21 protein-coding genes and 1 pseudogene are annotated in these 22,483 nt (G+C 56.7%); 13 read left to right on the forward strand and 9 right to left on the reverse strand.

What is annotated here, in order from left to right; translation table 11 throughout:
• Nucleotides 1-11 precede the first annotated feature (11 nt).
• A complete protein-coding gene (locus BN871_RS00890) occupies nucleotides 12-929 on the forward strand; it encodes a dihydrodipicolinate synthase family protein (protein WP_232312735.1) in 918 nt (305 codons plus the stop codon).
• A gap of 1 nt (nucleotide 930) precedes the next feature.
• Entirely contained in the window at nucleotides 931-1,632 is a 702-nt protein-coding gene (locus tag BN871_RS00895) for an N-acetylmannosamine-6-phosphate 2-epimerase (protein WP_048743776.1), read from the forward strand.
• A gap of 107 nt (nucleotides 1,633-1,739) precedes the next feature.
• Here BN871_RS00895 and BN871_RS00900 read toward each other — a convergent pair whose 3' ends face one another.
• The 8 genes from BN871_RS00900 to BN871_RS00935 all read right to left on the reverse strand — a co-directional run bounded on the left by BN871_RS00900 (nucleotide 1,740) and on the right by BN871_RS00935 (nucleotide 11,570).
• Nucleotides 1,740-2,105 (reverse strand): hypothetical protein, encoded by a 366-nt coding sequence (locus BN871_RS00900; protein ID WP_021879667.1) that lies wholly within the window; start codon nucleotides 2,103-2,105, stop codon nucleotides 1,740-1,742.
• A gap of 230 nt (nucleotides 2,106-2,335) precedes the next feature.
• Nucleotides 2,336-2,971 carry a DUF1796 family putative cysteine peptidase gene (locus tag BN871_RS00905; RefSeq protein WP_048743778.1) on the reverse strand — a complete coding sequence of 212 codons (636 nt, stop codon included), beginning with the start codon at nucleotides 2,969-2,971 and terminating at the stop codon, nucleotides 2,336-2,338.
• A 290-nt stretch (nucleotides 2,972-3,261) separates the two neighbouring features.
• Entirely contained in the window at nucleotides 3,262-3,993 is a 732-nt protein-coding gene (locus BN871_RS00910) for a hypothetical protein (RefSeq protein WP_053086922.1), read from the reverse strand.
• Between the two features lie 420 nt (nucleotides 3,994-4,413).
• Entirely contained in the window at nucleotides 4,414-5,553 is a 1,140-nt protein-coding gene (locus BN871_RS00915) for a toxic anion resistance protein (RefSeq protein WP_048743783.1), read from the reverse strand.
• Between the two features lie 17 nt (nucleotides 5,554-5,570).
• Nucleotides 5,571-7,259: a VWA domain-containing protein gene (locus BN871_RS00920; protein WP_048743785.1), complete on the reverse strand. Its 1,689-nt coding sequence runs from the start codon at nucleotides 7,257-7,259 to the stop codon at nucleotides 5,571-5,573.
• A 10-nt stretch (nucleotides 7,260-7,269) separates the two neighbouring features.
• Entirely contained in the window at nucleotides 7,270-7,659 is a 390-nt protein-coding gene (locus BN871_RS28740; RefSeq protein ID WP_232312737.1) for a hypothetical protein, read from the reverse strand.
• 575 nt (nucleotides 7,660-8,234) lie between these two features.
• Nucleotides 8,235-9,839, reverse strand: coding sequence for a helix-turn-helix domain-containing protein (locus BN871_RS00930; RefSeq protein ID WP_048743787.1), 1,605 nt, complete (start codon nucleotides 9,837-9,839; stop codon nucleotides 8,235-8,237).
• A 24-nt stretch (nucleotides 9,840-9,863) separates the two neighbouring features.
• On the reverse strand, nucleotides 9,864-11,570 hold the full coding sequence (locus BN871_RS00935) for a sensor histidine kinase (RefSeq protein WP_048743788.1): 1,707 nt from the start codon (nucleotides 11,568-11,570) through the stop codon (nucleotides 9,864-9,866).
• A 303-nt stretch (nucleotides 11,571-11,873) separates the two neighbouring features.
• Between BN871_RS00935 and BN871_RS00940 the strand changes: the two genes are divergently transcribed.
• From BN871_RS00940 to BN871_RS00950, 3 genes are read left to right on the forward strand one after another with little or no spacing between them, the layout of a single operon-like run.
• Entirely contained in the window at nucleotides 11,874-12,800 is a 927-nt protein-coding gene (locus BN871_RS00940; protein WP_048743883.1) for a sugar ABC transporter permease, read from the forward strand.
• Nucleotides 12,801-12,813: 13 nt separating this feature from the next.
• Nucleotides 12,814-13,740, forward strand: coding sequence for a carbohydrate ABC transporter permease (locus BN871_RS00945; RefSeq protein ID WP_232312738.1), 927 nt, complete (start codon nucleotides 12,814-12,816; stop codon nucleotides 13,738-13,740).
• Nucleotides 13,741-13,798: 58 nt separating this feature from the next.
• Entirely contained in the window at nucleotides 13,799-15,400 is a 1,602-nt protein-coding gene (locus tag BN871_RS00950; RefSeq protein ID WP_021879658.1) for an extracellular solute-binding protein, read from the forward strand.
• Nucleotides 15,401-15,540: 140 nt separating this feature from the next.
• Here BN871_RS00950 and BN871_RS26425 read toward each other — a convergent pair.
• Nucleotides 15,541-15,729, reverse strand: a pseudogene (locus tag BN871_RS26425) (methylated-DNA--[protein]-cysteine S-methyltransferase); the annotation flags it as partial.
• A 10-nt stretch (nucleotides 15,730-15,739) separates the two neighbouring features.
• Here BN871_RS26425 and BN871_RS00955 point away from each other — a divergent pair.
• From BN871_RS00955 to BN871_RS00990, 8 genes are read left to right on the forward strand one after another with little or no spacing between them, the layout of a single operon-like run.
• Complete coding sequence (locus BN871_RS00955; RefSeq protein WP_083436175.1) at nucleotides 15,740-16,387, forward strand: LysM peptidoglycan-binding domain-containing protein; 648 nt, start codon at nucleotides 15,740-15,742, stop codon at nucleotides 16,385-16,387.
• Nucleotides 16,384-17,466, forward strand: a complete 1,083-nt coding sequence (locus BN871_RS00960) for a hypothetical protein (protein WP_021877141.1) — start codon at nucleotides 16,384-16,386, stop codon at nucleotides 17,464-17,466. The genes BN871_RS00955 and BN871_RS00960 overlap by 4 nt, the downstream gene beginning before the upstream one ends.
• Nucleotides 17,463-17,834, forward strand: a complete 372-nt coding sequence (locus tag BN871_RS00965; protein ID WP_048743794.1) for a DUF2577 family protein — start codon at nucleotides 17,463-17,465, stop codon at nucleotides 17,832-17,834. Before BN871_RS00960 ends, BN871_RS00965 begins: the two co-directional genes overlap by 4 nt.
• Nucleotides 17,803-18,189, forward strand: a complete 387-nt coding sequence (locus BN871_RS00970; RefSeq protein ID WP_048743796.1) for a DUF2634 domain-containing protein — start codon at nucleotides 17,803-17,805, stop codon at nucleotides 18,187-18,189. The genes BN871_RS00965 and BN871_RS00970 overlap by 32 nt, the downstream gene beginning before the upstream one ends.
• A gap of 42 nt (nucleotides 18,190-18,231) precedes the next feature.
• A complete protein-coding gene (locus BN871_RS00975) occupies nucleotides 18,232-19,278 on the forward strand; it encodes a baseplate J/gp47 family protein (protein ID WP_048743798.1) in 1,047 nt (348 codons plus the stop codon).
• An 18-nt stretch (nucleotides 19,279-19,296) separates the two neighbouring features.
• Complete coding sequence (locus BN871_RS00980; protein WP_021877144.1) at nucleotides 19,297-19,683, forward strand: hypothetical protein; 387 nt, start codon at nucleotides 19,297-19,299, stop codon at nucleotides 19,681-19,683.
• Between the two features lie 12 nt (nucleotides 19,684-19,695).
• Entirely contained in the window at nucleotides 19,696-20,583 is an 888-nt protein-coding gene (locus tag BN871_RS00985) for a putative phage tail protein (protein ID WP_021877145.1), read from the forward strand.
• On the forward strand, nucleotides 20,584-22,479 hold the full coding sequence (locus BN871_RS00990) for a right-handed parallel beta-helix repeat-containing protein (protein WP_021877146.1): 1,896 nt from the start codon (nucleotides 20,584-20,586) through the stop codon (nucleotides 22,477-22,479).
• Nucleotides 22,480-22,483 lie beyond the last annotated feature (4 nt).

Here is a 22,483-nt window from a genome sequence, read left to right on the forward strand (position 1 = left end):
GGAAAAGCAATGTGTCAAATTTCCAAGGGATGTATGTCGCCTTGTACTCCGCTTATGACGAAGCGGGCGCCGTAAGTCCCGGGCGCGCGGCCAAGCTGGCTCGCTATTATGTCGGCAAAGGCCTTGCCGGCCTCTATGTCGGCGGCAGCTCGGGAGAAGGAATTCTCCAGAGCGTCGAGGAACGCAAGGCGATGCTGGAGGCGGTTCTGGAGGAAGTGCGCGGCGAGCTCAAAATCATCGTGCATGTAGGAGCCAATTCCACGGCGGACAGCGTGGAGCTGTCCCGCCATGCCGAAGCCTGCGGCGCCGATGCGATTTCGGCGGTGCCGTCGATCTACTACCGGCTGTCCGAAGCCGCGGTGGAGAACCATTGGCAGCAGATGATCGATGCGGCCTCGCTGCCGTTCATCATCTACAACATTCCGCAGACGACCGGCTTCAGCTTGTCCGCTTCCCTATGCGCCAAGCTGGCCAAGCAGGACAAGGTCATCGGCGTCAAGATGTCCGGAGAGAGCACTTATGGACTGCAGCAGCTGAAGGCGGCGGGCGGGGAAGACTTCCTCGTTTTCAACGGTCCCGACGAGCAGTTCCTGGCCGGCCGGATGATGGGGGCGGACGGCGGCATCGGCGGCACCTACGGCGTCATGCCGGAGCTCTTCGCAGCGCTCTGCAAGCTCGCGGACGAAGGAAGGATGAAGGAGGCGCAGGCGCTTCAAGTCCGAATCAACTCGGTCATCTCGCAGCTGCTGAATTATCCGTCCCTGTACGGTGCCTGCAAGGCGATTCTGTCGCTGCGCGGCATCGAGACGGGCTCGCCGCGGCTGCCACTCCTGCCGGTAAGCGCTGCAGACGGCGATTCCTTGAAGGCTCTCAATCGGGACATCGAGGCGGCCGTCGCCGAGTACGCGGCATTTCCGGGGAAATACTGATATGCTGGAGCGGATCAGAGGCGGTCTGGTCGTCTCCTGCCAAGCGTTGGAGCAGGAGCCGCTGCACAGCCCGTTCATCATGGCCAAGATGGCGCTGGCGGCGGAGCAGGGTGGAGCGGCAGGCATCCGGGCGAATACCAAGCCCGATATTCTCGCCATCAAAAGCGAGGTCGGCCTGCCGGTCATCGGCATCGTGAAGCGCGACTATGCGGGCAGCGAGGTGTTCATTACGGCTACGAGGCGGGAGATCGACGAGCTGCTGGAATCAGGCTGCGAGATGATCGCGCTGGATGCCACGTCGCGCCCGCGTCCGGGCGGCGAGACGCTGAGCGGACTGGTCGGCTACTGCCGCAGCGTCAACTCTTCCGTGCAGCTGATGGCCGACATCTCGACGCTGGAGGAGGCGGCCGAAGCACAGCGGCTCGGCTTCGACTGCGTGTCCACGACTCTGCACGGCTACACGCCTGGCACTTCGGGACGGCATCTGTACGATGACGACTTCCGGTTTCTGCGTGATGTCGTAGAGACAGCGGCGATTCCGGTCGTCGCCGAGGGCAATGTGCTGACGCCGGAAATGTTCAGCCGCTGCCTGGAGCTCGGGGCGGCAGCGGTCGTCGTAGGAGGGGCCATTACGCGGCCGAAGGGAATTACGGAGCGTTTTCTCTCGGCAGCGGGCGGCAAGGCTAGCATGCAGCTGAAATAGGCAAAGCCGGTCCCGTTTGGGGACCGGCTTTTTTGCATGTTGAGGATTTTTGTTTCAAAGACTCTAAGGGTTTTGATTATTGATAGGGACAATAGCGCCGCCATCAATTAATGATCCGATTTGTAAATCAATTTGATCGAGTTGGGATCCGATCCCTGGAGGTATATTTCATGAATATCGCCACAGGTGTTTTTAATATGGATTTCAAATTCGCCGCTAGAGTGGGGCCATTTAATGAGGCTCCCCTTTATTTTTAGAACTAATTTATTTTCAGGGCAGGTCTTGCTGTATCCGCTATAATTTAAGGCACTATCCATGAATGTTCCCTTCAACAAAATCGTTTCCTCTTCAATTCGGGTACTGGTTATTGCGATGGAATTAGGATTCATTACATTTGTGAGCATGAAATAGGCTGCTGCCAATCCTAGTATGACAACGATCAGGGTCGTTAGCAGCAGAATTTTACCTCTCATTTGATCCTCCTGAGCCTCGCATAAATAAACTTGCATTTGCTTGATGCATGGAGCGAGAACTATCGCGTTGCTATACTCAGAATACCATTTATTCTAAATAATGCCATAGCTAATGAACAAAGATTGCGGATGAAGATGGAACTTTGACAGCATTCGCCTGCTGCCGAGAGAGTGATTGAAATCTGTCATCTTGCCAAGCCGGGTGCAGCGAGCTATCAGCCGCATCCTTTTCAACGATGGCTTATGCCGGAAAGAATCTGCCTCCAGTAGACATCGTTGTCATGGAAGAGATCGGCGACCTGAGGAATATGCAGGGCGCATACATGGGGAATCCGCCAGCCAAGCTCCTCGATTCCGGCCGCCGGTCCATGCTGCACGTAGAGAATGTTGAACTTGCCTCGGACCATTTTGCTCAGCACCTGCTGAAGCTCGTACAGCTCCGGGTAACTTCCTTCCGTCCGGATGAACAGCATCCTTTCGGCTGTGCCGATTTTATGCAGCATTCTTTCGGTGCGCCGCTTCATCTTGGCCCTGAACTCCGGATAAGGAAGCAGGGCGTACGGCGTATCCGGATGGATCGCAGGAAAGTCGTGATTGGAGACGATTCCATAAGCTTGATCCTTGACGAGATAACAGCCGGCATTGGGGTCGATCCCGACGATGCTCATGTTTTCGAGCTCCATGAAGTGGGCGAAGCGTTCCTGCAAAGCTCTCGATACGCCGGACAGATGAGGCGAGCCCATCCAATCGATCGGACCGGAGTAAAGCCGAAGGCCCGAACGGGTCATCTGCACGCCTGGCAGGCAGTTGTGGCCAAGGCTGTAGATCGCGTCATACGATCCTCCCAGGTCGGATAATGTAAGCACTTTCCATCCCTCCCGTTTTTCCCTCTCGTATAGTAAATGCAAGACCGATAGAGCCGGGCCGGGCAAGCTGTCGGGGAAGGGGGAAATATGCTTTTGTCCCGGAGACTCTCGCCATGGGCATGATCCGCCGAATATCGTCCGACTGGCAGGCTAGTCCGCCATTGCGGCGGAGACCGCCGTCGCCTGCGCAATCGGAACACGCGGAAGGCAACGTTCGGTCAGGCTGATGAGGAGCGTTTTCGCATCAGGCATACGTTTCGTTCCGGCTTTCCGTTCGACGCCGCTAAGGCTTACGACTCGACCGGCGTTATTTTCAAGGAAGCTTTGCCGTTGTTCAGCGTCAGCACGCCCTCGTAATATCCTCTGCCGCAGCCGGTCGTATCGCATTTGCACTCGTAATCGCCGGAACACCCGCAGACGTAGAATTGAGTTTCGTTGAAGCCGGGGTAGATATGCGATAAGTTCTGGTAGAACGTATGCGCGTGATGGGTGAAGATCGCCAGCACTTTGTCTCTGACGTTGGCCGGGATAGCGTGGAAAAAATGGGCTGTCTCCTGCGCGTCCAGCACATGCGAAGGATCGACGGTGATGCCGTTTACTTTCAGCGGCCAGTGACAATCGATGATGTAGTAGAAATTCGGATCGAGCTTGGTCAGCAGATCGATGCTCGCGAAGCTGAATTTTCCCGGAGCGTTGTCGAGCCAGACGTACTTGACCTTGCCCTGCGTGCCGGGAAAATCCATCTTGCCCATCACGTCGCCAAGGTATTGTTTGAACTGGGCGCGCGTGTTGTCCTCCCAGTTGCCGATCGACGCTTTGAAAGGAATGTGCTTGGGGCCAAGAATGCCCGTCGCGACGTTCTTGAACGCCTTGTAGTCCGTCGTGGCTTGCGTTCCGGTCGATCCGTGCTTGTTGTCGCCGCCAAAAATGCAGAAGCTCTTGCGGCCGGACTTCACCGCTTGCTGAAGCAGACGCTTATAAATGCTCAGGCTGTTCCCAAAACCGACATGGCTGTCGCCCATGACGAGGAAGTTGACGGTTTGGACGGCATTCAGGCGCCTTTTTTTGAGTGGGCAGGCGGTTATTTTGCGTTTCGCAACGCGCTGGACGGGTTTAACGCTTTTGATTCGCTTGGCCGGTTTGGCGTTTTTGACGCGTTTGGCGGTTTTGGCGGCGGGAGAAGCGACACCGGATTTCTTGTAGAAGCGATTAAGCCGCAGCTTCAGCTTGAATCATCCTTTCATAGACCGGAATGGACTATATATATTCTCGCCCCGCCGGCATTGGAAGACGGAGGCGGCCCAATTCGTGCCGGATCTGTCTCGTCAGGCAGACCCCATGACGAAACGAACAAAAGCAGGCACCTATATATGTACAGGTGCCTGCTTTTGGGTGTGCTCGTTGTTCGAAGGGAGACCGCAGCGGCATCGTTCCGCTGGAGGTCAAAGCCCCAGCTTATGCCCCTTCTCCAGCCGGACGATCTGCTTCTCGCCGTTGTCGGCGAGCTCGCGGAACTGCAGGATGGTGTCGCGCATCTTGGGCAGAGCCTCCTGCTTGTAGGCGCTGATGGAATCGAGAGCCGACAGCACCTCGGTGAACGCCTGCTTCAGCGTATCCACGGAGATGCTGGCCTCCAGAGACTGCTTGTGGATCGCGGCTCCCTGCGTATTGAGCATCCGGGAGGTAGAGGAGATGATGTCGTTGGTCGTCTGATTGAGCAGCTCGATCTTCTTGAGCACGATCTTCTGGTTGTAGAGCGCCGAAGCGACGATGACGGAGATTTTGAGCGCCGAGATCGTGACGTTCTTGGCTCTGTCGACGCCCCGGATCAATTCCTTGTTGTTGCGGATGACGACCTCGATTGCCATGATGCCCTGCTGGTTGACGACGAGCATCTGCTGCAGGTCCATCACGCGCTGGCGCATCGGGAACAGCACCTCTTCGGTAATGAAGCGAACCTTCTCGGGATCCTCGCCGCGGATTTTGGCGGCCTCGATCTGGGCTTCGATCGATTCGTCCATGAGCCCGCCGAGCTGGATTTCCTTCTGGAGCTTCTTGGTCAGCTCCCGAAGGGCCTGCTGCTCGATCTCCAGCGTCGTGTTGTCGTTCTTCAGCGTCGACCGGCCCTTGTCGAGAGAGACGACGATATCGGAGATGACGGCGTCGGCCTTCTGGAATTTCAGGAAGTACGCCCGCAGCGGATTGAACAGCTTGCCGAGGAAGCCGCTCTTGGCAAAGTCGACAGCGCTCGGGTCGAGATCCTTGAGCTGCGTATGCAGCTCGGACAGTCCCTTGGCGACTTGGCCGCCTTCGTCTCCCGTCCTGGAGAGATTGCCGACCGATACCTGGAGCAGCGAGTTTTTGTCCGAGGAAGCCTTCATCGTTTTCATGCCGAAGCCGTCGATCGTCTGGAGTATCTCCCTGCGTTTGTCCAGCGATTCCGTGTCCAGCTCCATGATGGCGGCGACGTTGGCGTCCGCCAGCTCCTTGAGCTTGCGGATCTCCTCCGGCACGGGCTTAACTTCTTCTTCTACCGCCGCCTTGATCTCTTCCGGGCTGGCTACCTCAAGCGAAAATGTCATGGTCATCCTCCTCCGAGTTACATCTGGACATTGAACAGATTGCCGATCTTGTAGACGACATCATCCGTATCCGCATTGATGCTGGCGGCCTCGTTGATGCTCGATATGCTTTGCAGCGCCTTGATGTTGGCATTGTAGCCGATCGTATAGATCGGGACCTTGTAGATTTCGACGAGCTCCTTGATGTCCTTGAGCGTATGGCCCTCATTCGTCTCGCCGTCGCTGAGCACGAAGATGAGCGGTTTGACGCCGGGGTTGGCCGCCATCTCGTCCTGCAGCATCTTGAGCGCGACGATGATGCCGTCGAAGGTGGCGGTGCCGCCTCCGGCCTGCAAGCCTTCCACCGCGCCGACGAACATGGACTGCTGGTTCGTGTCGTACTTCTTGATCGGAAGGTTGACCGTGACCGAGCTGGAGTAGGAGACGAGGCCGATGCTGTTGTCCTTGCCGAGGTATTTCTGGCCCTTGAGCAGCGATTCCTTGAGCTGGTTCAGCGGCGCGCCGTCCATGCTGCCCGATACGTCGGCGACGAACACGGCCGCGATCGGCTTGCTGCCGTTCTTCTTCTCTTTCCATACCTTCTGGGCGGAGCCGAGCAGGCTGCCGTCGACCGAAGGGAGCTCCGACTTGTAGTCCTGCAGGCCGTTGAAGCCTTTGTCCGCCGCGGCCTTCTGGTAGTTGTCCTGGGCGGTGAATTCGGCGAATTTCTTGATGATGTCGAGCTTCTCCCGGGGGAGCTCGCCCAGGGCGTACAGCGGGCTGTCATGCCGCGCTCCGAATGGCGTGAACACGTATCCGCTCTTCAAGTCGGCCGCATTGACGTATGTCTGGTATTCCAATACGAATCCGTCCAGCATGCCCGACTTGGCCGCATCGCGCATCTGGATTGTCGTCGACGCGGTGAACGGAATGTTGGCCTGGAACTTCTCGAAGCCTTGGACCGCTTTGTCGCTGAGAATATTGGCGCTGTCGAACGTGCTCAGCGCCGTGACGAGAAAGTTGAGTCCGGTGGAGCTTGCGAACGGATCCGTGTAGCCCATGGAAAATTCGTTGTTCGCGATCGCTTCCGTCACCGTTTTGACGTTGACCGAGCCGTATGTATCCACGAGGGCATCATACTTGGCTTTGGCGATGACGATGCCGGGAACGTTGCCGGTGAGCCGCTTCGAGATCAGCTCCGTCTTGACTCCGGCCGCTTTGACCATCTCGCCCCACAGCTCGTTGGACGGGGTGAACGCATCGGGGATATATTTGCCGGACTTAATGTAATCGGCTGCCGTGCCGGAAGCGATGTTGCGGATCTTGACCGATGCCGGCTTGCCGTCCACGACGATGCCGGCCTTGTTGAACTCGGCTGCGGTTTCTGTCAGCCAGCCATCCACGCCGGTTCCCGATTTTTCGGTCGACGAGAAGATTTCGACGAATTGATCCGTGGAATTATTGACCGTGACCGGAAACTTGGAGATGTCCGGCAGCGATTCGGCAATGTCCGCAGGGTTCAGGTCGATCTGTCCTTTGACCGGGGTTTCCGTCGCGACCGACAGATCGCCGTACAGCTTGTTCAGACGTTTGCCCGCATCCTCGGCCGATACCTGGGCTTTGCTCTTGCCCAGGTTGGAGGTCAGGGATATGCCCGCGTAGACGCCCGCGAACACAAGCACGACAATGACGGCGGATAGAAGGAAAAACCTGCTTTTCTTCGGCATTCTGCACCTCTTACTGTTTGTAGAATTTGGTCTGCTTGATGAGGGAATCCAGCTCCTGCATGCCCGGCATCGCATCGATGTCATCGGGATCGATGCCGTCGAGGCGGGAGATTTCGAGGAGCAGCCGGTCGAGCTTCATCAGCAGCTCCTCGTTGGCGGACAGGGAGCTTTTGACGAAGGCAAGGTGGTCGTTGTACATGGCCGCCTTCTCCTGGATGAGCTCGCTGGAGAAGGAGCTTCTCTTGCGGCCCGACATGCTGGAGAACTCCGCCTCGTCGAACACATGCAGCCGGTTCAGCAGGCTGCGCACGTTGAGATAGAACAGCTTCTCCGCCTCTTCGGTTACGGAGGCGAACTTCTTGAAGCTCAGCTCGCCGCGGTCGAAGCGCTGCTCCAGCACATTTTCCAGCGCGAGCTTTTTTTTTCTTCAGCCGGGCGATCTGCTCCAGCGCCGTCGCGATATCGTTCTCAAGCGCCTTGACGCGCCTGTATGGAGACAGCGCTTCCGCGTAATCGTCATAGGATTTGATCTGCTTGACGGGCAGAGCGGCAGGCTCCCGGAATACGATCGCATAGCTTCCGTAGAACAGCGCCAGCGCGCTTGCCAGCAGCAGGCTGACGCCGGAGGCGGTCTCCAGCGCGCTGCCGCCGATCTCGACGTTCAGCAGTCCGGGCGACAGCACCGCGATATCGGCGGCAGCCACGACGACGATCAATCCAGCGAGTCTGAACAGCTTGGAACCGTTCATTTCTTCTTTCCCCCCTTGCCCTGCGCCGAACGGGGCTCTCAATCTATCTTCCAATGTTTTACTAGGAAAAGTATACCATAGGTTTCGCTGCCTCTCTCTTGCAAGAAGCGAAATAATCCTCAGAGTTTTAAAATATTCCCAATCTGTCCGTTATATGTTCCGGGCCGCGCTGCAGCTCCCCGGGCCGGCTTTCCCTTCAGCGCAAAAAAAGCCGGCCCGGACCGCGTCACGGTCTGGCCGGCTTTTGGAACTTCTTGCGGTAGTCGGCCGGACTGCAGCCGGTCTCCTGCTTGAACAGCTTGGAAAAATGAGAGTCGTTGGCGTATCCGACCTGATTGGCGACGGCGCGGACCGGCAGGGAGGTGTCCTGCAGCAGCCGCTTGGCCTCCGAGAGCCGCGCCTGGATGATATAAGTGCCGAGAGGCATGCCTGTCTCCTTCTTGAACAGCCGGGCCATGTAGTCGGGATTGAGAAAGACCGTCTCCGCCAGGCTGGTGCGGGTAAGATCATGCGCGAGATGGGCATGGATATGACGGGCGACCTCGTCCGCGATGGACTTGGGATGCTCGGCGAAAGGACGGGAATGCGCCGCCGTACGGACCAGATACCGAAGGTAGCCCTGCATGTCTTCGACGGAATGGAGGGACTGGGCATGCAGCCGGTCCCCTTCCGAGCCCGCATACAGCTGATGGGCCTGAATTTCCCTGCTCTTCAGATGGGCGTAGACGATCTGGACCATATCGTGCCGGAACGGCCGTAGCACGGAAGCGCATAGAGCGTTCTCCCGCATCAGGCGCTTCAGATACGCCTCGGTTTCATCGAGAAAAGAGCCGTATGCCCCCTCGCCAAGCAGCCGCTCGAGCAAGTCCAGATTGGGCGGCATATAAGCCGCCTCCTGACTGGAGCCGCTTTCGACGAAGATCGTCTCATTGCGGTGCTTGATCCATTCCTCATTGACATGCAGCAGCTCCTTGACGGCTTTGCGGATCTCCCCGAGCGGCCGGGACGTCGCGATATGGCAGCTGCAGTCGCATTTCAGGAATTTGCGGACCTCGGATATCAGCGCGTCGCAGAGCCGCATCGGGATATCTCTGTCGGGAGCAAGCGTCCATTTCAAGATGAGCATCCAGTTGCCTTCCTTGAACTCGGAGATGGCTTCGACGGATAAGGAGGGGTGCTGAAACAGCTCGTACATGACATTGAGCAGCGCGTAGTCGAACAGCGGCTTGTCTTCGCGGCCGAGGCTGGCCTCATGCGGAAACAAGGTCACAAGCACGGGCAGGAACAGATCGCTCAGCCGGTAGGGTAGATTCTCTTCCGTGATGGCGCCTGCAGCCGCAGAAGGACTGGAGGGGAAGGCCTTGCCGGCGACGAGCCGGGTCCAGAAATCCTCCAGCACGCTCTTGCGGCTCTTTTGCCACAGCTCCCCTTCATGGATCGCCAGCTCGTTATGCTTCTGCTCGCGGGCTTTGGCGATCGCCTTCCGGATAATCAGAGTCAGCTTGTCGACCTCGATCGGCTTGAGGAAATAATCGAAGCTTTGCAGCTCGATCGCTTTCTGCGCATAGTTGAAGTCGGCGTAGTTGGTCAGAAAGATCGCCTGGACCGGGCAATTCTCCTGTCGGATCCAGGCCAGCAGCTCGAGCCCGCTGCCTTGGGGCATCTCGATATCGCAAATGAGGATCTGCACGGTATATTCCAGCAGAATCTCCCTTGCCTGCGCGACATTGTAGGCGGTATGGACATGCTCGACGTTCATCGCGCGCCAATCGATTTTGCTCTCAAGCGCCTTGACGACGAAGTAATCGTCGTCCACAAGAAGGACGTTCATGGCAGGCTTCCTTTCGGGATGGGATTAGTCGCTGCCGGCCGGGAGCGTCATCGTGATGCGGGCTCCGCCGTCGATTCCATTGGCGAAGTCGACCGTCGCCCGCTCGCGGTACATCAGCTTCAGCCGCTGCAGCGTGTTCATGATGCCGATCCGGTTGCCTCCTGTCTGATCGAGGCTCTCTCCGCTGTGCAGCCGCTCCAGGATGGGAGGCGGGAATCCGGGGCCGGTGTCCGCGATAGCGATGACGGCCATCTCCTCCTCCTCCTTTCTCTGCATCGACACCGTGATGGAGATGCTGAGCTCCCGCTCTCGCGAGACAGCATATTTGACGGCATTCTCGATGAACGTCTGGATGACGAGAGGGGGAATCTTTACGCCCGAAGCACGGTCCGGCTGGCAGATCGTATAGGACAATGCGCTCCGGTAGCGGGATCGCTGAATATCGAGATAGATTCGGGCATGCTCGATCTCGTCCTCGAGGAGGACCAGGTTGTCTCCGCTCTGGAAGATATAGCGGAAGTAGCGCGTCGTGGCCATCGACATGCTCTCGATCTCCTCGTGCATTTCCATTTGCGCCATGCTGTAAATGCTCGTCAGGCAGTTCAGAAAGAAATGCGGGTTGATCTGAAGCTTCATGTAATCCAGCTGAATCTTCTTTTTTTCCAGCTCCTGCTCGTACATTTCGATCTTGTATTTCTTGAGCTGCCTGACGAGATCCCGGAACTGCGCGTTCGCCTGCTCCAGCTCGATGATGCGGCTTCCGGCGCCTGATCCGGAGTCGCCGTCCTCGTAGATGCGGGCCAGATTGTAGGAGAAGCTCTTGACGGGCCCGAGCACCTGCTTGCGGAAGAGGAACAGGAACGCGCTGAGCGTGCAGGTGACGAGAAAGAAGAGCAGCATGATCAGCAGCTGCACAATCATGATCTTCTCGAACGCCCCGTAGTGGATGACCAGCTCGGCGGTGAAGGTGGCGTTGCTGAAGCTGCTGTCCACGACGGTCGGCGCCCGGAGCAGATTCAGCCAGAACGGCTTGCGGGCGCCGGGCGGGCTGCCGCTCTGGGGAGCGGACAGGCTGCGGCCTTCCTCGTCGACCAGCGATGCGTACCCGCTTGCCCCGAGATCCATCTGCCGGAGCGGCCGGATCATATTGTCCGCCGAGACGAGTCCGATCAGGTAGCGGTCATGGTAGGGGACGATGTTGACGATGTAGGAAATTCCCCGAACCGTAAGCGGCGTCCATTTGGAATAATAGTTTTCATAGACCCCCTTGTCTTCCGTCAGCGATCGGATCTGCTGCTTCAGCTCGAGAAAATGCCCGTAGGATATCCCCATCGGCGCGCAGTTCTGGAACAAGTCCCGGCTCTTCAAGTAATAGAAGAAGTTGTATTCCTGCTCGTAGTTTTTCGTCAGCTCGGTGAACCGCTTAAAGAGCTTCTCCTGAGCCTTCAGGAATTCGGTGCTGTTGTCCGGATAATCGTTCATGTCCGTGATCGTCTCGTCGTTGGCCAGCGTCCAGCCCATGTAATGGTTGATATAGGCGAAGTCATGGTCGATCCGGTTGACATAGAGATCGGCCGTATCCTGGACATTGCTCGTGGATTGCTGCTTGACCAGGGACATGGAGATGACGCTGATGACAAGGTCGAGCGCAAGGGCCAGGAACGAGAGGAAAACCAGCAGCCTGACATAATGGATGATCGGGTAGGGCTTTTTCCGGTTGGATGGATTCATAGGCGGGAGGCTCCAGTCCTTTCCGCGCTTCCAATCTTGAATGCGCTTTATTTCTAGTATAAAGGTTTTCGTCCAGAAAATGGATCGGATGTCGGCGGCTCGGAATGCCAAAGTCCGGATAGCGCAAAAACAAGTCCGGATAACCGCATGGAGGGAGGGATGACCGAGGGCGGATTCCTCCCGGCGCGCCTCGGAAGTCCGGATAACGGTCCTTCAGGTCCGCCGTCCGCGCCCTGGGCGGGGCTATACTGGAGGAGTTCAAGAGGGACAGCGACAGTGCCGCTGCATGGGGGGGGAATGAAGATGGCATCCGGTCAAGCCGGAACGACGGGACGGACGGTCAGGCAGATCAGAAGGGGAGCGGGACTGTATGTGCTGCTGCTGCCCGCATTTATCCTGACGCTGCTTTTCGCGTACAAGCCGATGTACGGCGTCGTGATCGCGTTCAAGGATTACAGTCCTGCGCTTGGAATCATGGACAGTCCATGGGCGGGATTCAAGTATTTCGAGAAATTTTTCCAATCGTATCAATTCGACAATACGATCCGGAACACGCTGGTCATCAGCCTGTACAGCATGGCCACGTTCCCGATACCGATCGCGCTGGCGCTCATGGTGAACCAGATGCGGGCCAACCGGTTCAGACGCTTCTTCCAGACGGTGACGTACATGCCGCATTTCATCTCGACGGTCGTCATGGTGGGGCTGATGCTCATTCTGTTCTCGCCAAGCACAGGCCTGCTGGGCAATCTGTACGCGCTGTTCGGAGTGGAGCCTCCCGATCTGATGGGCTCCTCGGGCCTGTTCACCAGCGTTTATGTCTGGTCGGACGTGTGGCAGCATGCCGGCTGGGACAGCATCATCTATATCGCGGCGCTGTCGGCGGTCGATCCTAGCCTCTATGAGGCTGCGACTGTCGACGGAGCGAGCCGCTGGCAGAAGGTCCGCTTCATCGATATTCCGATGCTGCTTCCGACGGCCGTGACGCTGCTGGTATTGCGGGTCGGCGGGCTGCTCGGGGTAGGCTTTGAAAAGGTATACCTGATGCAGAACGATCTCAACATCACCTCGAGCGAGATCCTCTCCACCTATGTGTACAAGATCGGCCTGCTCAGCAGCCAGTACAGCTTCTCCTCCGCGATCAACCTGTTCAATACGGTCATCAACTTCGCCCTGCTCGTCATCGTCAATCAAATCGCCAAAAAAACAAGCAGCAACAGCTTGTGGTAAGCCGGAGGAATTCATGATGGAGACACGGAATGCCGCTGTTGCGGGCAAAACGGCCGGAGGCGTCAACACCCGCTCTTCCGATGCCGTCCTGGAGGCGGTTCTGTACGGACTCGCCGTCCTGATGCTGATCGTGCTTTTGTATCCGCTTTATTTTATCGTCATCGCCTCCTTCAGCAATCCGTCCTCGGTTGCCGGCGGCAAAGTGTGGCTCTGGCCGAGCGGCTTCACGCTGGACGGATACAAGGAGCTGCTGAAGCATGCCAACATCTGGATCGGCTACCGCAACACGATCCTGTATACGGCAGCGGGCACGGCGATCGGCCTCGCAGTCAACCTGTCTGCGGCGTATGCGCTGTCCCGCAGGGATCTGCCCGGGCGCAAGCTTCTGTCCCTTTACTTCATCTTCACGATGTTTTTCAGCGGCGGCCTCATTCCGATTTTCCTGACGGTCCGCGACTTCCATATGTACGATACCTTTCTCGTCATGGTGCTTCCCTTCTCCGTGTCGGCCTACAACATCATCGTAGCCCGGACGTTTTTCCAGACGAGCATTCCGGGCGATCTGTGGGAAGCGGCGCAGATCGACGGCTGCGGCAATCTGAGGTACTTCGCGCAGGTCGTGCTTCCGCTCTCCAAGGCGATTGTCGCCGTGCTCGGATTGTGGATCGCCGTCGGCTATTGGAACTCCTACTTCAACGCGCTGATCTATCTGAAAAATCCCGAACTGTACCCGCTGCAGCTCATCCTGCGCAACATCCTGATCACCAATCAGATGCAGTCCGGCATGGGGAGCGGGGAGGCGGCGCAGATCGCGCTCAGGCTGGCCAGCCTGATGAGGTATTCGGTCATCATCGTCTCTACCGTTCCGATCATGCTGCTGTACCCGTTCGTGCAGAAGTATTTCAATCAGGGGGTGATGATCGGCGCCGTGAAGGAATGAGCAATCGGCTTGACCGTCATGTGATCTCGCGACAACAATTAATCGGGGGGAATGAAAGATGGGTTACCGTTCCGCATCTAAAACCGTGATGGCCGCGCTGCTCTCCGGAGCTCTGCTGGTCGGGCTGACCGCCTGCAGCGGCGGCGGAGGAGACAAGGCCGCAGCCGTGAAGACCGGCGAGTTCAACAAGGAAGGCCTGCCGATCGTCAAGACGCCGGTAACGCTCAAGGCGCTGACCGTCCGCTGGGGCAACATGGGCGACACGTTCACCAAGAACCAGTGGATGATCGATCTGGAGAAAAATACGAATGTGAGGATCGAATGGCAGGTCATGTCCTCCAACGACTGGAACGAGCAGAAGTCGATCATGCTCGCCAGCGGCACGCTGCCGGACATCATTTTCGGCGATCTCGCGTTCTCGGACTCCGACATCGTCAACAATCTGAGCTACTTCCGCCCATTGGACGAATACATCGATTCCTACATGCCGAACCTGAAGGCCGCGCTGCAGGAAACGCCGGAGCTGAAAAAGCTGAGCACGTTCCCGGACGGCAAAATCTACTCCATGCCGGCAAGGCTGCCGTCCCGTCCGAAAACGAAGTTCCAGCCGGTCATCAACAAGACGTGGCTGGATAAGCTCGGCCTCAAGGTGCCGGATACGATCGACGATCTCTACAACGTGTTCAAGGCGTTCAAGGAGCAGGATCCGAACGGAAACGGCAAGAACGACGAGATTCCGTATACCGAGAAAGGGCTGAGCATGGACTTCCTCAATCCGTTCGGCATCACCGATCCGAACGGCAACAACATGCTCGTCAAGGACGGCAAGCCGGTCTATTATCCGGTGACAGAGGAATACAAGGAAGGGCTGAAGTGGGCCAACAAGCTGTATGAAGCGGGCCTCATCGACAAGGAGATGTTCACGCAGGACGCCACCATGACCTCGGCCAAGCAGCAGAACGCGGACGCGCCGATCGTCGGCTTCTCCTACCAGTGGACTCCGGACGCCGTGTTCGGCAAATGGAAGGACCAGTACGTCACGATTCCGCCGCTCGCAGGACCGGACGGCAAGCGGTATCAGTCCGGCATTCCGGTCGGCATGAGCCTGTACCGCAACGAGCTGCTCATTACGGCCTCCTGCAAGCAGCCGGAGATCGCCGCGCGCTGGGCGGACCAGTTCTACACGAACGAAGCCGGCATCCAGAACTTCTGGGGAGCGATCGGCACCGTCATCCAGAAGAACGACAACGGCACGTACACCCTGATGGACCCTCCCAGCGGCACTAGCGCCGACGCCTGGTACTGGGAGCAGTCGGTCCGCGACTTCGGACCGAAGTACGTGAGCCCTTCCTTCGAGAAGAACATCGTGCTCAATCCGAAGACCGGCGACGGCCTGAAGCTGGAGATCGACAAGCTCGGCAGCGAATACGTGACGACGCCGTTCCCGAACGTCATGTACAGCGCGGAGGAATTCCAGGAGCTGCCGACCTTGACGACCGACATCGACGGTTATGCGGCGACGATGCGCGCCCAGTGGGTGACCAAGGGCAACATCGATGCCGAATGGGATGCTTACATCAAGAAGCTGAACGACATGAAGCTGGATCAGCTGCTCAAGATCCGCACAGCCGCGTATGAACGGTATATGAGCGTGAAATAGATCGGGCGGGCCGCATCGCGGCCCGCTTTCGCTATTCCTCGGGCGAGCTCCGCCGCGCTGGATCGGGCTGGGCATATGCTGCTGGCCAAGCAAGTGAAAACGCCCCGGGACCGTTTCCATGTCCCGAGGCGCTGCTTTTGCTATGCCTTCCCTTGATTACAGGCCCTTCGCGCTCGCTCCAGTTCCAACAGCGTCGTCTTCATTTCCATCCCGCCCCGGTAGCCGGTAAGCGCGCCGCCCTTGCCGATGACCCTGTGGCAGGGCACGGCGATCAGCACGAGGGGTTGGCGCACAGCATCGCGAAACACAKCGCGTGGTAAAGGAGGACGCTAATTGGAAATGTACCTGAAATTCAATAATGGCGCGGAGTCTCTATGGCTCCCGGTAAACCCCGAACGAATCGGAGCAACGTCGGCGGGCGCGTACGAAGATGTTCCAATACTCAATTTCGGCGAGTATACCGTACCTTCCGCGCCAAAGACAACGACATATACCCTATCGTCCTTCTTTCCGCGCGATTACAACGCGAGCTATTGCAATTATATCGATTTACAGCGGCCGTGGGATATCGTAAAGACGCTCCTGCGCTGGCAGGCGTCGGGCAAGCCGTGCCGCTTTATCGTTACGGGAACGCCGATTAACGTAGCGGTGACGATTCGAACGTTTGAGTACGAGGAGCGCGCAGGCGAGCCGGGCGACGTCTACTATACGCTCGAACTAAAGGAATACGCGTTTATCTCGCTACCGAAGAAGTCCGACGCGCCAGCCACGAAAGCGGCCGCTATAACAACGTCAACAGCGCGCCCAAGCACGAAAACGGCGCCCGCAACGTATACCGTTAAGTCCGGCGACACACTGTCCAAAATCGCAGCCCGGACGCTCGGTAGCGCGGATAAATGGCGAGCGATCTACGATAAAAATAAGGCGGTCATCGGCGCTAACCCGAACGCGCTCAAGCCGGGTACGAAGCTGGTGATGCCGTCATGATTCGTGTGTTATACGATGGCAAAACGTATATCGATGCGCTAGTCACATCGGTCGAATGGTCGGGCGATATCGCGAAGCCTTACCGGACGCTAACGGTGCAGCTCTCCAATACGCTTGATGGCGATGAACAGGCGATTAATTTCGAGGTCGGCAAAGAGATCCGGTTTTATGCGGACAATGCCGGCCTTTTTCGCGGCATCATTTTTACCTACGAAGTCAGTCAATCCGGAAGCGCGACGATAACGGCGTACGACGAAAACGTGTATCTTACGAAAAACATGGATACGCGCAAGTTTGTCGGCAAGACGGCATCCGCAATAATACGCGAAATATGTTCGGCGTTCGGCGTACCGGTTGGAACGATTGCCGAAACGGGCTACGTGATTCCGCGCATGGTTCTCCGCAATAAAGACTTATGGGATATGATGCTGACCGCGCTGACCGAAACGAGTAAACAAAACGGTAAGAAATACCGCGTGTACTCGTCGTCCGGTCGCCTGTATCTCGCGGAACGTAAAGACGCCGCCGTCCGATGGATGCTCGAAGATGGCGTGAATATCCTGACCGCAAGCCGTTCGCAATCAATCGAAGAAACGCGCACGACCGTAAAGGTCATCGGCGGGGATGACGAAAAGGCTCCGCTAACGGCGACCGCGACAGATAGCGCGATGAAAGCGAAGTATGGAACGATGCAACATCTCGAAACTGCGGACTCAAAACTGACGCAATCGCAAATACAGCAGCTCGCGAAACAGCGGTTAGCCGATCTCGCGAAAATAGGCGAAGAAGTAACGGTTGAAGCGCTCGGCCTGGCGGATGTGGTCGCGGGCTCCGCCATCTACGCATTCGAGTCGATGACGGACGTGGCCGGCGGCTATTACGTTTCTACCGACCGCCATACGTGGGAGGGCGGAGTACACCGGATGAGCGTTACCTTATCGCGTACGTATGACTTGCCCAAGCTTCCGTACGAAGACGACGAGGCCGCGAAGGCTGCCGCGAAGAAGAAGAAAAAGAAAAAAGGCGGCGCGGAGGATTGGCTGCTGGCCGAAGTAAAGGCGGTGAACGGCATTAAATGAGTACGATTGAACTACCGGAAGGGTCTGGCATGGCAAAGCTTGCTCACGTAATTAAGGCGCTAGGCTACAACAAAGACGTAGACTTCGAATTCGGAACGGTGACGGCTGGCGGCGTTAAACTCGATAACGAAACATTCGAACTCGATGCGGAGGACTTCGATATCGCGGAGCATCTTACCGCTCATACGCGAACAGCAACGATAACCGGCAACGGACTCCCGTATTCCGTTTCGATCGCGTTCGACTCCGCCCTTACTATCGGTTCCCGTGTCATCGTCGCGTCATACAACGCCGGCCAACGTTACATTATCCTTGATCGCGTAGGAGGTGCGGCCGATGGCGTTAAGTCCGCTGAGTATGGACAATGATTTGACGGATGTGAGCGCGGCCGACACATCGATTACGGAGCCATTACCGCTAAAGACGTACGCGCTCGATTTTGCAGGCGGTAATATTGGCGGCATGGTAGACGGGCAAGAAGCGATCCAGCAGGCGGTAATAAAAGCGATTGCGACCGCGCGCTACCGGTTCCCTATTTACGATTTTGATTACGGCTCGGAGCTAGACGATTTAATCGGTCAGGGCGCGCCGTTGTCCGTTTTGCAAACGGAGGTTCCGCGTGCCATAACCGAAGCACTTATATACGACGACCGGATAAGCGGTGTCCATACGTTTTCAATCTCGAAAGAGGCGGACGCATTGTACGTCTCTTTTTTTTGTTGACGTCGACAACGACTCAATTCCGGTGGAGGTGACGTTATAGCGATGTTTGACGATCAAACAACGGCCGCGATTCTTCAGCGCATGCTTACCGCAATCGCGCCGGATATTGACAAGCGGCAGGGCTCGGTCGCGTACGATTTGCTTGCGCCGTCTGCGCTAGAACTCGCGCAGGCTTATATCGCGTTGACGACCGCGTTCGATCTCGGATACGCGGAAACGGCGAGCGGCGAATACCTGGACCGTCGCGCTGCCGAGCGAGGGATCACGCGTAAGGCCGCCGCAGTAGCGGAGGGCTACGTTACCTTTGCGGGGGCGGCCGGCACAACAATTCCGGCGGGAACGACCGTCACGACAAGCGGCGATATTCCGATCGCGTTTACAACGCAAGCGGCGGCAGTCGTCGGCCAGTCGGTCGCGGTCAAGGCGGTCGTGGCGGGAGCGTCCGGTAACGTTGCGGCAGGCGCGATCAATCTCGTAGTCGGCAACTTGGCCGGCGTATTGACCGTTTCGAACGTGGCGGCGATGACTGGCGGATCGGATACGGAATCGGACGATAGTTTGCGCTCCAGATACCTCGAAGACGCCCGCACACCGGCGACCAGCGGCAACGAGGCGCATTACCGCCAGTGGGCGAAGGAAATCGCAGGCGTTTACGATGCGCGCGTATTCCCCGTGTGGAACGGTCCCAATTCGGTGAAGGTCGCGCTATTGGCGGACGATAAGACGGCGCCGAGCCAGTCGGTCATAGACGCAGCCAACGCGCATATTCAGGAGATGCGGCCGATTCTCGCTAACGTGACGGTGGTGGGCGTGACTGAAATTCTGGCGAACATATCCGTTAAGTTGACGCTCAAGGAGGGCGGCGTGCTGGCGGATGCGGTCGAACAGATTCGCGCCAATGTGACGAAGTACCTCGCGGATCTCGCGTTTAACGACCTCGTCGTTCGGTACGCGAAGATAGCGGAGTGCATTCTTAACGCGCCGGACGTATTGGACTACGAAAACTTGACGGTTAACGGTGGCACCGGCAACTTCCAGCTCTCTGCGGATCAGGTCGCGGTTACGGGCGCAATAGTAACGACTAATTAACGAAATGGGGACGAATAAATGGCGGGAATGAGTACGTATCTCGAAAATAAGCTGCTCAATTACGTTTTAAAGGGAACCGCGTATGCAGCGCCAACAACGCTTTATGTCGCGCTCTTTACGAGTGACCCGACGGATGCCGGCACAGGAACGGAAGTAACCGGAGGTGCTTACGCACGCCAAGCGGTCACGTTCGCGACTTCTACGGCATCAAAATCGAGTACGGCTACCGACGCTCTGTTTCCGGTTGCAACCGCGGCATGGGGAACGGTTACACATATCGGTATTTACGACGCGCTAACGGCGGGCAATTTGTTGTTCTCTAGCGCGCTGACGACGTCTAAATCCGTATCGGCCGGCGACCAAATTAAGATTGCGGCGGGCGACGTCTATATCACGCTCGACTAAGGAGGATCGCGCATGGCAGTCGTAAATATCGGCGCGATCGTAACGTCGGCGGCGGCCCTATCCGGAAAGGTGACGCTAGTTACTCGTGCGGGTAGCGCGATTGCTTCGGCAGCGGCAGTTAGTGGCGCGGTCATCCGGAGGGTAAGCGCGAAGGGCGGCGCGATTAGTAAAGCGGTGTTGGCCGGAAATACGGTGCGACTACTTTATACTGGCGCTCCTATCGCATCAAAATCCGCAGCCATCGTTCGCGACGTCAAGCAATATAAGACGCTGACCGCCGCTATCAGCGCCAAAGCAACCGTTGAGGCTTACCGGTATGACCGTGATATCTCGCGCGATGTTAGCGAGTATCTTCCAAAGTATTACGAAGATTTCCGCGTTGTACTTGAAATGATGGCGCGCACGGCTAACGAGTCGACGCGTCTCCACGCGTTGGTGCAGCGGACACTTGACGACATGTATCCGGATACAGCGAGCGAGGCGGGCATTGAGCGGTGGGAGCGCGACTACGGGATTACTCCGGTGGACGGGGCGACGTTGGTGCAGCGGCGGGCGGCGGTTGTGGCGCGGATGAAGGCGCCTGGAGTAACGACGCTTGGGCGGTTTAAAGCGTTGGTGAACGGGTTTTATGACGTCAATGTAACAGAGATATACGATGCTGGGCGCGTCAAGTCAACGATTATGTCTAAGCGCGGCGTGCCGGACAACATTGCGGAAATGGTAACGGCGGTCGGCGAAGTTATTCCGGCACATGTCGCGCACGACTTCGAGTTTACGTATCTGCCGTGGGATGAGGCGGAACAGGTCGCTTTAACGTGGGATCAGGCGGAACAATTTCCGTCAGGTGACGCGTTGGAGGCGGCTTTTTTAATTCCGTATAGCGGAGGGAGCAACGGATAAATGGCGTCAAAACGAACGACAAATATGGGCATGAACGACTGGATCGGCTCGGACGGAATTCGGCGCGATGAGATGAGCGTTAACTTTCAATATATCGACTCGGAATTTGAGCAGCGCGGAATTAGTGTAAAGTGGTACGGAGCGGTTTGCGATGGAATTGCGGACGATACACAGGCACTTATCAATGCGTTTGGTAAGTTGAAGGACGGGGACACTCTTGTCTTTCCGAAGAAAGGCCGCTGTAAGACGAATGTTATCGGATTCCTAGCTACTGTCTCGAAGAAAAATATAACCGTGCTCGGAAATGATTGCGTAATTCAAATTGAAGATCAGGGTTTAGGCTTTACGAATTGCCGAAGCCTCAGGGTTTCACGGCTGCAAATAGAGCGCAGAGTACAGGCACCTTGGGGAGCAGGGAAAACTGGTGTTTATATTTACAACACCGTTGGAGTGGATTTCGATAGGAACGAGGTATCAAAGTTTACCGACGCGGTGTCTTTTACAAGCTGCACGAACGTTCGTGCTTACAAGAACGTCATGCATGATCTTGGAGAGGAGCCATTCGCAGCTCGTGTTAGCAAAAACGTTATCATCGAGGAAAATGAAGCATTCAATTATCTCGGCGACGGAGTTTTAAACAAGGGTACGGAAGATATGTCGGTCATCCGAAATTATCTCCACTGTGAAAACACCAAGACATCTAACTTGGCCCTATGGAATGCCCTTTCAGGCGCAAACCCCGCTGCACCGGTTCAAGGCGGAGGAGTCACGAGCAACGTAGAGGACGGCAATTATAACAACCTCAACATGACCATCGATGACAATCGGATTTACAGCACTATCTATGGCATCATTCTCTCCGGGGTAACAGTTGCTAAGATCATTAATAACCGGATCAAGAATGTCGGAGTTGCGGCGGGAATTGCGCTATCCGATTCGGCTACGTATAACCCAGGGAAGGTCGGTAACTATGACGTCATTATCGCGCATAACCATATCGACAACCTGCTTAACCCTGGCCCGCAGTACGGGATTTACGTTAAAACAGGCGCAGTATTGACGGATCGCGTTCAAATCGGTTTCAACACGGTCCGTCCTGTAGGGCCGCATAAAGGAATCTCAGCGAGTGGTAAGGCACATCTATTCGGGAACACAGTCGATAAGTGCGAAATAGGCATTGAGCTGTTCGCGGGAGCAAAAGCAACGGGTAACACCGTTCTTGATTCGTTCGTTACTGAATATGGTCGCGCAATGTCGCTCTACGACAACGCCATCGCAATTAACAATACGATTAATTCGAGTACGTCTGTCCTTCTATGGGGCAGCGGCGCAACATTCTCGAATAACGAAGTTATGAATACGGGCGTCAACGTATGGGCCGTCTATGTGACTGCGGGAGCTGTAGGAAATACGGTAAAGGATAATATCATTTCTTCCGCAGGACTAAAGGAAGCCGCGGGCGCTGATGCAGACTGGAAGGATAAAAATGTCTATTCCGGATGGCTTGATCGTGCAGGCGTGAAGACTTATATTCCGCAAGGTATGCCGCGATACGCTTCTCGTCCGACAACCGCTGAAGCAGGCCGCATAACAGGCGCGCCTATATTTGATACGACAATCGGCCTTCCAGTCGTCTGGAACAATACGCGCTGGGTTGAAGCAAACTACGGGCGCGTTACGATGAGCGGGGACGGGGTGACGAAGTTTGTTCAGATTCCGCACGGTCTTTATGCAGCCCCGTTAATTTGCACGGCAACAGCTAGCACGAAAGATGCCGGAACAGCCCGCATTGGATACGTCGATGCAGACGCAGTCAACATAACCGTACACTTCGATAACCCCATGCCAGCGGGTACGAACAATATCGTTCTGTACTGGGAAGCGAAAAATAAATAAGGGA

It is taken from the genome of Paenibacillus sp. P22, assembly GCF_000469945.2.
Taxonomy (GTDB): Bacteria; Bacillota; Bacilli; order Paenibacillales; family Paenibacillaceae; genus Paenibacillus_O; species Paenibacillus_O humicus.